Raw genomic sequence first — 12101 nt, forward strand, 5'->3', positions numbered from 1 at the left:
GTACCTTCTGAGTAGGGGGACGGATGGTGGGGGCGGTCTCCTTTGGCGAGGCTTCCCCCATGAGTGAGACACCCGTCAAGCAGAGCACCGCCGCCTTCTACGGCCAAGCGGTCGCGTCCTTCGCCGTCGCCATGGCGGCCACCGCCATCGGCATCTTCAAGCTGAACGCCGACGCCTGGGTGCGGGGCTTTCTCGCGATCGCCGTCCTGTACCTCGTCACGTCCGCGTTCACGCTGGCCAAGGTGATCAGGGACAAGCAGGACGCGGCGGGCCGGGTGTACAGCCCCTTCGAGAAGCTCTGACCCTTCGAGATGCTCTGAGCGGCCGCGCTAAGCGAGCGCTCAGCTTCGGCGGTATGGTGGAGCTCCTGTAGCGAGAGGGGCGGGTCAGCGATGAGTACGGCGGAGGAGACGGCCGGCGGCGAGGTCGAGCCGTGGGAAGAGGTCACCCCTGACGCGGCCCGGCGGCTGCTCGTCGCCGCCGTGGAGGCCTTCGCCGAGCGCGGCTATCACGCGACGACGACCCGTGACATCGCGGGCCGCGCGGGGATGAGCCCGGCCGCTCTCTACATCCACTACAAGACCAAGGAAGAGCTGCTGCACCGCATCAGCCGGATCGGTCACGACCGGGCGCTGGACATCCTGCGCACGGCGGCCGCCGGCGAGGGCGACGCCACCCGGCGGCTCGCGGACGCCGTGAGCTCCTTCGTCCGCTGGCACGCCGGGCGGCGCACCACGGCGCGGGTCGTCCAGTACGAACTGGACGCGCTCGGTCCTGAGGCCCGCGCGGAGATCCTCGATCTGCGCCGGCAGGTCGACGCGGAGGTGCGCGGGATCATCGAGGACGGCGTGGCGAGCGGCGAGTTCGACGTGCCGGACGTGCGGGGGACGACGCTGGCGGTGCTGTCCCTGTGCATCGATGTGGCCCGCTGGTTCAACGTCAACGGGTCCCGTACGCCTGACGAGGTCGGCGCGTTGTACGCCGACCTCGTGTTGCGGATGGTGGGTGCGGCGAAGTGAGCCTGCCCGCGTCGGGGGCTTACCACAGGTAGCGGCGGGGGCCTGCTACAGGTAGTAGCGGGACACGGACTCCGCCACGCATGCCGGCTTGTCCCCGCCCTCGCGTTCCACCGTGAAGGCGACGGTGACCTGGACGCCGCCCGGTACGTCGTCCACGCCGGTGATCGTCGCGGTGGCGCGCAGGCGCGAGCCCACGGGGACGGGGGACGGGAAGCGCACCTTGTTCGTCCCGTAGTTGACGCCCATCTTCACGCCCTCGACCTTGATCAGCTGGGGGCCGAAGAGCGGCAGCAGGGAGAGGGTGAGGTAGCCGTGCGCGATGGTGGTCCCGAAGGGGCCGGCGGCGGCCTTCTCCGGGTCGACGTGGATCCACTGGTGGTCGCCGGTGGCCTCCGCGAACAGGTCGATCCGCTTCTGGTCGACCTCCAGCCAGTCGGTGTGTCCCAGCTGCTCGCCCACCGCCGCCTTCAGTTCCTCGGCGGACGTGAAGATCCTCGGCTCTGCCATGTGTCTCGGCCCTCTCGCGTGACGTCGTGCCCCGTGCTAAGCGACTGCTTAGCATGCTAGCGGACGGGGCCGGTAGGGTTCGAGGGGTGCCGCAGATTCCCGAGAAGATCCATGAGCTCACGGTCGGCCAGCTCGCCGCGCGCAGCGGCGCCGCCGTTTCCGCCCTGCACTTCTATGAGTCCAAAGGCCTGATCACCAGTCGGCGCACGTCCGGCAACCAACGGCGATACCACCGGGACACGCTGCGGCGGGTCGCCTTCGTGCGGGCGGCGCAACGGGTCGGGATTCCCCTGGCCACCATTCGTGCCGCGCTCGCCGAACTTCCCGAGGAGCGCACGCCGACCCGGGAGGACTGGGCCCGTCTGTCGGAGGCTTGGCGTGCGGAGCTGGACGAGCGCATCAAGCAGCTCAACCGGCTTCGCGATCACCTCACGGACTGTATCGGCTGCGGGTGTCTGTCCCTCGCCACGTGTGTGCTGTCCAATCCGGACGACGTGTTCGGCGAACGGGCCGCCGGGTCAAGGCTGTTGGTGGAGCGGAAGCCTGAGCGTGAGCGCGCCTGTCGGGAGCGCTGAGAGCGCCTCGGGGCGCTTGGGTGGGTCGGGGGTGCGTGGGTGGGTCGGGGTCGCGGTGGTGCGGCGAGCCCGTCGCGTGTTGGGCGTACGGCTGCCTGTTTCACAGCGGGGGTTGTGAACTGCTGGGCGCCGCGGCCCGCGCGAACGGCGTGGTCGGCGTCGACATCAACGCCGACCACCTCGCCGCCTGGCGCCTCGACCGACACGGCAACCCCGTCGGCGAACCCCGCCGCTTCGCCTACGACCTCACCGGCACCGCCGCCCACCGCGACGCCCAGATCCGCCACGCCCTCATCCGCCTGCTCCACTGGGCCAGACGCCACGGCCTCGCGATCGCCGTCGAGGACCTGGACTTCACCGCAGAGACCACCCGCGAGAAACACGGCCGCAAGAAGCGCTTCCGCAAGCTCATCTCCGGCATGCCCGTGGCCAGACTCCGCGCCCGCCTCGTCGCCATGGCCGTCGAACTCGGCATCACGGTCGTCGCCGTCGACCCGGCCTACACCAGCCGGTGGGGCGCACAGCACTGGCAGAAACCCCTCACCACCACGACCAGGAAGACCACCCGCCACGACGCGGCCGCCGTGGCGATCGGAAGACGCGCCCTGGGACACCCGATCCGGATGGGGGTACCTCCCAGGCCTTTAAGGCACTGGGGGAGGACGACACCGCCCCCACAACACCGCAGCGATGCTGTGGGGCATCGGACCGTCCAGGCCCGACCGGAGGCCCCGGGGCGTGAGGCGCTGCCCAACGGCGGCCTCCGGCCGCGGGCCGCCCCCGCATCCCCGGACCACGGACACGATCCGTGCCGCCCGGACGCGGAGCGAACGCGGCAGACCAGGACGCCCAACACCGTTCGGGGCGCCCGGCTGAGCACGAGCCCTGGCAACAGGACTCACTCCCACTCAGTCTCCAGGAACGGTTGGCTGTGACGAGCTGACCGACGGGCTGCGCCGCACCACCGCGACCCGCTCCCGGTGCGTCGGCGGCCTCGGGTGCGTCGTGGTGCTTTCTCACTCGTACTCCGTGCCGCCTTTTCGGGTCAGGTAGGCGCCGCTGACTGCCTTGGCGATCGCTCGGCCGCCGGTTGTCAGGCTGTAGCGCTCCGTCGAGGGGCGGATCACCACTCCCTCGCGCAGGTGCAGTTCGCGGCCGGACATCGTTTCGCGTCCGGTTGCGAGGGTGAGGATCTGGTCGCTGTCGTACGGCCCCTCGAAGAGGCGGGGGACCAGGGGGAGTTCGCCGGTCAGGAGGTCGGGTGCGTCGAGCCAGTGGATCTCGCCGTCGATCTCCGCCGACACGTCGAACACCGCGTAGCCGAGGGTGTCGCTGCGGCCGTCCGCTCCGTAGGTCAGGTCCTGCACGCCCGCGCCGTAGACCTCGCCGAAGACGCCGATGCGGCGGGCGCCGAGCCGGGAGGCCAGGCGGGCCGCCGTCTCGGCGACGCCGTGGCCGCGGATCGCCCGCCAGTACAAGTTGCGCGGGTCCTCCACCAGAGCGAGGGACTTCGCGCCGAAGCCCTTCGAGGAGACGTGGACGCGGCCGTCGTCCGCCACATAGGTCAGCAGGCAGGCCGAGCCGTGCAGTTTCTCCGTCACGACCACTGGTTCGCCGGGTTCGAAGATGCCGGGATAACGCTGGATGTTCTCGATGTCGACCCACGGCAGGAGGTCGGGGGCGGCTTCGACGTCGCCGCTCATGGTCGGAGGGATCGGCGGGACCCACTTGACGATGCCGAGACGTTCCGCGAAGTCGGCGCCCTCCGCCGCCGCCCGCGCCAGGTCGACGTCGGCCAGCGCCTTCGGCCGGCACACGATCCCCTGGGACAGCTCGCCCCGCAGCCGCACCGCCTTGACCCGGTCCGACCTGCTGCCCGCCAGCCGCCCGGTCAGCCCCAGCTCCTCGACCAGCTCGACGGGGAGCACCGACTGCTCGGGGATGTAGAGGGCGGCGTCGCCGGTGCGGTACGCGCCCTTGGCGACCACGGCCCGGTACAGGCCGACCTGGGCCAGTTCGAGGGCGTCGGCGTTGGGGTGGTCGTGGACCGTCAGCACTTCGGCGGTGACGCGCAGCGTCGACATCAGGGCTCCTTCAGGGAGTCGGGGGGTCTTGGGTCATCGACCTCCACTGTCCCCGCCCGGAAAAGGGTGGAGCGACCCGATTAGCGACTGGTAGCGTTCCCGGGCTCTTCCCGACTCCCCGAAACAGGGGGTGCGGCATCCCCGGCGCACCCCCGCCGTGCTCTCAGGGCGGCCGTGCCGGCCGTCCTTGGGCAGAGCTCAGGCCGGTGTCAGGCCGACACCAGCAGGCGTCCACGCCTGGCGTACGCCAGGGCCTCGGCCGTGAGTACGGGGCGCGGGACGAGAATTCCGCAGTCCGCGCAGACCGGACCCGCCGACGGTTCGTGATCCAGGTCGTACTTCCACGGCAGGCGCTCGCCGCCGCACACCGGGCAGCCCGAGCCCGGGGCCCGCTCCAGTGCGGCGATCAGCCTGCGCAGTACCTCGGCCAGCGGCTCACGGGGGTGCAGCCGCGGGTCGTCGCACCAGGCGACACCGAAACCGCCCCAGGTCAGCCGGTGCCAGTCGTCCACACTGCCGGGCCTGCGCAGCCCGTCGTGCTTCTCCTTCTTGCGGCGCTCGGCGAACTCGACCTCGTAGGCCAGCCATACGGCCCGCGCCTCCTCCAACTCGTCCAACGCGGCCACGAGCCGCGCCGGGTCGGGGGAGCGGTCCTCGGGTCCGAACCCGGCCCGCGAGGACAGGTGGTCCCAGGTCGCCCGGTGCCCGTAGGGGGCGAACCGCTCAAGGCACTTGCGCAGGGAGTACCGCCGCAGCGCCAGATCGCAGCGCGGGTCTCGCACCTGTCTCGCCAGACTCCGGAAACCGGCCATCGCCTTGCACCTCCGTCACATCTGCACCTGTACTTCGGTCACTTCGGCGTCGTCGTACGGACGTCGTCGAATAGACGTATCGACACGCGATTCGGCTCCATCCGATTTCCGGCGACCTCCCGGTCCGCGGTGGCGACTCTGAAAAGTGACGCATGTTCATCTTCAATCCCGGGGATACCGGCGGTAACCTTCCGCCGACCCCCGTCGCTAGGAGCAGCCGATGTCACGGCGCACCCCTCGTACCACTCTCGACAGACTGAGAACTCCCGGCAGATTCCCCGGGTTCCTGAAGACCGCTTCCGTATGCGCGCTGATTGCCGGTCTTTTGTCCCCGCTTTCCCAAGTCGCGGTCGCCGCCGAGGCCACGGCCGCGGGCGACTACTGCGGCGGACAGTGTTCCGACATCCTGCCGCCCGGTGAGAACGGCAACGCCACCCTCGCCCAGATCCTGCTCAACCAGGCCTTCGGCACCCAGCCCGACCACGCCGAGGACCAGCTCGGCCCCTACGCCAACCTGGCCAAGGGCTACCCGACGCTCACCAACGCCACGATCAACACGTTCTTCAACGACGCGTCGTTCGGCGTCCCTTCCGATCAAGTCGCCTCCACCCTGAGCCCCGCCGGTCGCAGTGACGTGACGATCGTCCGAGACAAGAAGACGGGCGTACCGCACATCACCGGTACCACCAGATACGGCACCGAGTTCGGCGCCGGGTATGCGGCGGCCCAGGACCGGCTGTGGCTCATGGACGTCTTCCGGCACGTCGGACGGGGACAGGTCACCAACTTCGCGGGCGGGGCTCCCTCCAACCAGGGTCTGGAACAGCAGTTCTGGCGCGACGCTCCGTACACCGAGGCAGACCTCCAAGCCCAGATCGACAACGCCATCGCCACCAACGGCGCCCGCGGCCGACAGGCTCTCGACGACGCCAACGCGTACCTGGCCGGCGTCAACGCCTATATCGACGCCTCCGACAGCGGCCGCTACTTCCCCGGTGAATACGTCCTGACCGGCCACAAGGACTCAATCACCAACGCCGGCACCATAGATCACTTCAAGATCACCGACCTGGTGGCGCTGGCCTCGGTCATCGGCTCGCTCTTCGGCTCCGGCGGCGGTGGCGAGGTCAACAACGCGATCTCGCTGCTCGCCGCGCAGGACAAGTACGGCGTGGCGCAGGGCACCCAGGTCTGGGAGGCGTTCCGCGAGCGCAACGACCCCGAGGCCGTCCTCACCGTCCACAACGGCGAGAGCTTCCCGTACGCCGGCAAGCCCGCGAGCCCGCAGGGCGAGGCGCTGCCCGACGCCGGGTCGGTGACCGCGGAACCGCTGATCTACGACGCGACGGGGACGGGGGCCGCCGCGAGCGCCACCGCCGCCTCCGCCAAGGCGACCGCGACCGCCCTCAGCTCGGCCCGGCGGGGCATGTCCAACGCCCTCGTGGTGAGCGGGAAGGCCACGGCCAGTGGTCACCCCATCGCCGTCTTCGGGCCGCAGACCGGCTACTTCGCCCCACAGCTGCTCATGCTGCAGGAGATCCAGGGGCCCGGCATCAGCGCTCGCGGCGCCTCGTTCGCGGGCTTGAGCATGTACGTCGAACTCGGCCGCGGCCAGGACTACGCGTGGAGTGCCACGACCTCAGGCCAGGACATCATCGACACCTACGCGGTCGAACTGTGCCAGGACGACTACCACTACCTGTACCACGGCGTCTGCACGGCCATGGACGTCGTCGAACAGAAGAACGCCTGGAAGCCGACCACCGCCGACGGCACCGCCGCCGGTTCGTACACGATGCGCGTCTACCGCACCAAGTACGGACCCGTGTCGTACCGGGCCACCGTGGGCGGCAAGAAGGTCGCCTACACCACCCTGCGCTCGTCGTATCTGCACGAGGCCGACTCGATCATCGGCTTCCAGATGCTGAACGACCCGGACTACGTCAAGAGCCCGCAGGACTTCCAGAGCGCGGTGCAGCACATCAACTACACCTTCAACTGGTTCTACGCCGACTCCACGCACACCGCCTACTACAACAGCGGCAACAACCCGGTGCGCGCGAGCGGCGTCGACGCCGAGTTCCCGGTGTGGGCGCAGGCGGCCTACGAGTGGAAGAACTGGGTGCCGGCCACCAACACGGCCGAGTACACCCCGGCCTCGGCGCACCCCAACTCCATCGACCAGGACTACTACATCTCCTGGAACAACAAGCAGGCCAAGGACTATGCGACAGCCTCCTGGGGCGACGGGTCCGTGCACCGCGGCAACCTGCTGGAGGACCGGGTGAAGAAGCTGGTCGCGGCCGGTGGCGTCACGCGTGCCTCGCTGACGAAGGCGATGGCGGACGCGGCGCTCGCCGACCTGCGCGCCGAGGACGTCCTGCCCGACCTGCTGAAGGTGATCAACAGCTCCACGGTCACCGACACCACGGCCGCGGCCGCGGTGACCAAGCTGCAGACCTGGCTGACGGCGGGCGGCAAGCGCACGGAGACCACGGCCGGTTCGAAGACGTACGCCGACGCCGACGCGATCCGCATCCTGGACGCCTGGTGGCCGCTGCTGGTCAAGGCCGAGTTCGAACCCGGTCTCGGCACCGGCCTGTACACGGCGTTCACGGCCAACCTGCCCGTCGACGAGTCCCCGTCGGCCGCCCACGGCCCGACCGGGGCGCACGCCGGAAGCTCCTTCCAGTACGGCTGGTGGAGCTATGTCGACAAGGACATCCGGGCCGTGCTCGGGGAGAGCGTGCAGGGCGCTCTGACGCAGAAGTACTGCGGCGGCGGCACCCTCAGCGGCTGCCGGGACGTCCTGATCAACACCCTGAAGACGGCGGCCGGCAAGACCGCGGCCCAGGTCTACCCCGGCGACACCTTGTGCGCGGCGGGCAACCAGTGGTGCGCCGACTCGATCGTCCAGCGCACCCTGGGAGGCATCAAGCACGGCAACATCAGCTGGCAGAACCGGCCCACCTTCCAGCAGGTGGTGGAGTTCACCTCACACCGGTAGGCCCTGAGCGGCGGCGGGGCGCGTCCTAACGGATCCGGCCCGCCGCCAGCACCAACCGCGCCAGTTCGGGGTGCACGATGTCGCTGTGCGCCCCGGACGGCGCCCCGCCGCGCCGGACCACGGCCGCCGCGTCCACGTTCACGCAGCCCGACGCCGGCAGGGCAGCGGCCAGCGCCTCGGCGAGTGTGTACGCGCGGGTGCCCGGCACCGCCTGCACCCCGTCGTGTCCCATCGCGCCCCACTTGGCGCCGAGCGCCGCCCCGATGCCGAACTCCTCGACCGCCCCTCGCTCGTCGCCCGCCATCCGGGAGGCCAGCGGGTACATCGTGCCCAGCGCCGCGTCGAAGGAGGAGTAGCAGCACACCAGCGGGCCGTCGATGCGGTCCTGCCGGCCCTGGAGCACCCCTCCCGCGCGCGCGTCGTGCGGCAGCCTGGTCGCGAAGGCGTAGTGCGAGAAGGCGCCCTGGAGCAGCGTCACCGACTTCACCGTGCGCACCCCCTCGGGCAGTCCGCGCAGCGCGAACGACACCAGCCGCCCGCCGAAGCTGTGCCCCACCAGGTGCACACGGACGCCGGGCGCCACGCTCGCCAGTCGGCCGACGAACGGCCCGAGTCCCCGTTCGCCCACCGTCCCCGCGCGCCGCTTCATCGCGTAGTACGTCGCCTGACGCAGCAGCTCGTGCGCCCCGTCCCACGGGTTGGGGAGGCTGAACTCCTCGGCGCCACACGGGGACTCGAGTCCGGCCAGGGCTCGCGCGAACTCCTCGCAGGCCGCCGCCGTGGAGCCGGTGAACATCTCCGGCTCGTCCTGCGGCACCCCCTCCGCCAGGGTGTCCGCCGCGAACAGCGCCTGCGGTCCCGGCGGCACCACGTCCACCAGCAGTCGCACCAGCCGCCCGAACTCCTCCAGTTCGGCCTCCTCGGGCGGCCGCTGCTCCAGCATCCGCGCGATCCGGTCGACCACCGTGGCCCGCCCCGGGAAGGTCTCCAGGAGGGCGCGGCGGGTGCCCTCGTCCAGCGCCGGGCAGTGCGCCGGGCCGGCCGCCACGGACCGCGGGAAGTCGGGGATCGGCTCGTCCGAGAACCGCATCGACGGCCATACGACGCCCACGTAACCGATCTTCGCGGCCGGGGCGAGCGCGGGGATCGGGGCGAAGAAGCGGCTGTAGAGCCGACTCGCGCCGGAACGGTCGCTGTTCCAGCCGTGCGAGAAGACGATCAGGTCATGGACCCCGTGCCGGTTCACGTCACTCAGCAGCCGGTCCCGCCGGCCGCCGTCGACGTCCCCGTCGGCGTCGAAGGTCAGCTCCCAGTAAGGAGTCACGCTCATCGCAGGATCCGCCATGACAGGCCCCCTTCTCCCCTGAAGCGGTGTACCGAGTGCGCGCATCGTCCTGCCGACAGGCGCGATTGGCCATACGTCAGGCGGCCGACCCTTTCCCGACACATACCGACCGGTTAGTCTGGCGCTCGAGCCGATTCGCTTCGTGTCGAAGGAGACCGATGGTGGAAGCCGTGCAGGATGCCGGGGTCGTCGTGACCGGAGCGGGGGGCGGGATCGGGGCCGCGCTGGCCCGCCGCTTCGCCGCCGAGGGGGCCCGGGTCGTCGTCAACGACCTGGACGCCGGGCGGGCGCAGGCCGTCGCCGACGAGATCGGCGGGATCGCGGTCCCCGGTGACGCCGCCGGCATCGTCGAGCAGGCCCGGGAGGCGCTCGGCGGCACCGTCGACGTGTACTGCGCCAACGCCGGGGTCGCCTCGGGCGGCTCGGAGGCGGCCGACGCGGCCGTGTGGGCGCTGGCCTGGGACGTCAACGTCATGGCTCATGTCCGGGCGGCCCACGCGCTGCTGCCCGAGTGGCTGGAGCGCGGCCGGGGCCGGTTCGTCTCCACCGTCTCGGCGGCCGGGCTGCTCACCATGATCGGCGCGGCCCCCTACAGCGTCACCAAGCACGGGGCGTACGCGTTCGCCGAGTGGCTGTCGCTGACCTACCGGCACCGGGGGATCAGCGTCCACGCGATCTGTCCCCAGGGCGTGCGCACCGACATGCTGGACGCCACCGGCAGCGCGGGCGACCTGGTGCTCAAGCCGACCGCGATCGAGCCGGATGACGTCGCAGCCGCCCTGTTCAAGGGGATCGCCGAGGACCGTTTCCTGATCCTTCCGCACCCGGAGGTCGCCGGGTACTACCAGGTGCGGGCCGGCGACCCCGACCGCTGGCTGACCAACATGAACCACCTCCAGCAGAAGTGGGAGGCCGCCGAGTGACCATGCCCTCCCGTTACGCGGCCAAGCCCTGGCTGGCCCTCCTCGACGACGCCCAGCGCGCCCCGATCGACCCGGCCGACTCCCTCGTGCACGCCTTCCGCAGGTCCGTCGCCGAGGCCCCCGACCGCACCTGCCTCGCCTACTTCGACGGTCGGCTCAGCTACCGCGAGGTGGACGAGCTCAGCGACTCCGTCGCCGGTCACCTCGCCGCCCGCGGGCTGCAGCGCGGCGACCGGGTCGCCGTCCTGCTGCAGAACTCCCCGCACTTCGTCCTCGCCCTGCTGGGCGCCTGGAAGGCGGGCGCGACGGTGGTGCCCGTCAACCCGATGTACAAGTCGGGCGAGGTCGCGCACGTGCTGCGGGACGGCGAGGTGGCCGCGCTGATCTGCTCCGACCGGGCCTGGGAGTCGTATCTGCGGGAGACGGTCGCCGGCTCGTCGGTGCGGATCGTGCTCACCGGCTGCGAGCTGGACTTCCAGACGCGGGGCGACGCGCGCGTGCTGACGTTCGAGCGGCTGCCGCAGGCCGCGGACGCCGACGACCTCCTCGTCGGTGCCCGGCAGGGCCACAAAGTGCTGGTGGGGGCCGTGGCGCGGCCCCCACCCCGGTGGAGAAGTTCCGGGCCGGCTTCGGGCCGTACATCCGCAACGGCTACGGGCTCACCGAGTGCACGGTGCCCTGCGCCGCCGTCTCGCCGCAGCTGGAGGCGCCGGTCGATCCGGCGTCGGGGACCCTCGCCGTCGGTCTTCCCGGGCCCGACACCGTCGTACGCATCGTCGACGAGCAGGGGGAGATCGTCGTGCGGGGGCCGCAGGTGGTGCCCGGGTGCTGGCGGCGGCCCGAGGCCGCGAGGTCGAGGACGTGCTGTACACCCGTCCGGCGGTGCGCGAGGCGGCCGTCGTCGGGGTGCCGGACGGGTACCGCGGGGAGACCGTGAAGGCGTACGTCAGCCTGCGTCCCGGGGCCGACGCGGATGCCGGTACGCTCGCCGCCTACTGCAAGGACAGACTGGCGGCCTACAAGTATCCGCGTCAGGTCGAGATCCTGCCCGACCTGCCCAAGACGGCGAGTGGGAAGATCCTCCGTCGGGAACTGCGTTCCCGTGCGCAGGACGGTCAGTAGCGCGAAGTCAGTGATGCATCGAGGAAGGCAGGTGGCGGCAGTGCCCAGGACGACGGACGGTGCGGAGGCTCCTGTTCCGCAACGGCTCCTTGCCGCCGCCACCCGGCTCTTCGCCGAGCAGGGCTACGACCGCACCTCGGTGCAGGAGATCGTGGAGGCGGCCGGCGTCACCAAGGGAGCGCTGTACCACTACTTCGGCTCCAAGGACGACCTGCTGCACGAGGTGTACGCGCGCGTGCTGCGCGTCCAGCAGGAGCGCCTCGACGCCTTCGCGAACGCCGACGAGCCGATCGAGAAGCGGCTGCGGGGCGCGGCGGCGGACGTCGTCGTCACGACGATCGAGAACCTCGACGACGCGATGATCTTCTTCCGCTCGATGCATCACCTGAGCCCCGAGAAGAACAAGCAGGTCCGTGCCGAGCGTCGGCGGTATCACGAACGCTTCCGCGCGCTCGTGGAGGAGGGCCAGCGGGCCGGTGTCTTCTCCACCGCGACCCCGGCAGACCTGGTCGTGGACTACCACTTCGGGTCGGTGCATCACCTGTCGACCTGGTATCGCCCGGACGGTCCGATGAGTCCCCAGGAAGTCGCCGATCACCTGGCCGACCTGCTGCTGCGGGCACTGCGTCTCTGACGCCCGCCCTTACCCGGAATTAACCATTCCGCTGTTGACGCTTCACCCCCGGGCCATGATCCGATCGTACGTT

At 70.7% G+C, this 12101-nt stretch carries 10 protein-coding genes and 2 pseudogenes; 8 read left to right on the forward strand and 4 right to left on the reverse strand.

All coding sequences use genetic code 11. The features are described from left to right. Nucleotides 1-59: 59 nt before the first annotated feature. Nucleotides 60-302, forward strand: coding sequence for a YiaA/YiaB family inner membrane protein (locus ACIBTS_RS00555; RefSeq protein ID WP_079663292.1), 243 nt, complete (start codon nt 60-62; stop codon nt 300-302). Between the two features lie 90 nt (nt 303-392). Further along, nucleotides 393-1019 carry a TetR/AcrR family transcriptional regulator gene (locus tag ACIBTS_RS00560; RefSeq protein WP_319335364.1) on the forward strand — a complete coding sequence of 209 codons (627 nt, stop codon included), beginning with the start codon at nt 393-395 and terminating at the stop codon, nt 1017-1019. A 45-nt stretch (nt 1020-1064) separates the two neighbouring features. Here ACIBTS_RS00560 and ACIBTS_RS00565 read toward each other — a convergent pair whose 3' ends face one another. Next, nucleotides 1065-1526: a MaoC family dehydratase gene (locus tag ACIBTS_RS00565; protein WP_399315684.1), complete on the reverse strand. Its 462-nt coding sequence runs from the start codon at nt 1524-1526 to the stop codon at nt 1065-1067. 86 nt (nt 1527-1612) lie between these two features. Here ACIBTS_RS00565 and soxR point away from each other — a divergent pair, with 86 nt between their 5' ends. Continuing rightward, on the forward strand, nt 1613-2101 hold the full coding sequence (soxR, locus tag ACIBTS_RS00570) for a redox-sensitive transcriptional activator SoxR (RefSeq protein WP_399315685.1): 489 nt from the start codon (nt 1613-1615) through the stop codon (nt 2099-2101). 131 nt (nt 2102-2232) lie between these two features. Further along, nucleotides 2233-3044 (forward strand): annotated as a pseudogene (locus ACIBTS_RS00575) (IS200/IS605 family accessory protein TnpB-related protein); the annotation flags it as partial. A gap of 73 nt (nt 3045-3117) precedes the next feature. Here ACIBTS_RS00575 and ACIBTS_RS00580 read toward each other — a convergent pair. Together ACIBTS_RS00580 and ACIBTS_RS00585 are read right to left on the reverse strand one after the other, a co-directional pair. Then, complete coding sequence (locus tag ACIBTS_RS00580; protein ID WP_399315686.1) at nt 3118-4185, reverse strand: RNA ligase (ATP); 1068 nt, start codon at nt 4183-4185, stop codon at nt 3118-3120. 209 nt (nt 4186-4394) lie between these two features. Continuing rightward, nucleotides 4395-4997, reverse strand: coding sequence for a hypothetical protein (locus tag ACIBTS_RS00585; RefSeq protein WP_079663296.1), 603 nt, complete (start codon nt 4995-4997; stop codon nt 4395-4397). Nucleotides 4998-5217: 220 nt separating this feature from the next. Between ACIBTS_RS00585 and ACIBTS_RS00590 the strand changes: the two genes are divergently transcribed. Then, nucleotides 5218-8004 (forward strand): penicillin acylase family protein, encoded by a 2787-nt coding sequence (locus tag ACIBTS_RS00590; protein ID WP_399315687.1) that lies wholly within the window; start codon nt 5218-5220, stop codon nt 8002-8004. Nucleotides 8005-8029: 25 nt separating this feature from the next. Here ACIBTS_RS00590 and ACIBTS_RS00595 read toward each other — a convergent pair whose 3' ends face one another. Beyond that, the gene (locus tag ACIBTS_RS00595; protein WP_399315688.1) at nt 8030-9349 is read right to left on the reverse strand and encodes a serine-threonine protein kinase; all 1320 of its coding nucleotides are present in this window, start codon (nt 9347-9349) and stop codon (nt 8030-8032) included. 158 nt (nt 9350-9507) lie between these two features. Between ACIBTS_RS00595 and ACIBTS_RS00600 the strand changes: the two genes are divergently transcribed. From ACIBTS_RS00600 to ACIBTS_RS00610, 3 genes and pseudogenes are all read left to right on the forward strand, one after another. Continuing rightward, a complete protein-coding gene (locus ACIBTS_RS00600) occupies nt 9508-10272 on the forward strand; it encodes an SDR family oxidoreductase (RefSeq protein WP_399315689.1) in 765 nt (254 codons plus the stop codon). A 2-nt stretch (nt 10273-10274) separates the two neighbouring features. Continuing rightward, nucleotides 10275-11394 (forward strand): annotated as a pseudogene (locus tag ACIBTS_RS00605) (class I adenylate-forming enzyme family protein). Nucleotides 11395-11434: 40 nt separating this feature from the next. Then, entirely contained in the window at nt 11435-12028 is a 594-nt protein-coding gene (locus ACIBTS_RS00610) for a TetR/AcrR family transcriptional regulator (RefSeq protein ID WP_399315933.1), read from the forward strand. The last annotated feature ends 73 nt before the right edge of the window (nt 12029-12101 follow it).

The organism is Streptomyces sp. NPDC050121 (genome assembly GCF_044460385.1).
GTDB lineage: Bacteria > Actinomycetota > Actinomycetes > Streptomycetales > Streptomycetaceae > Streptomyces > Streptomyces soliscabiei.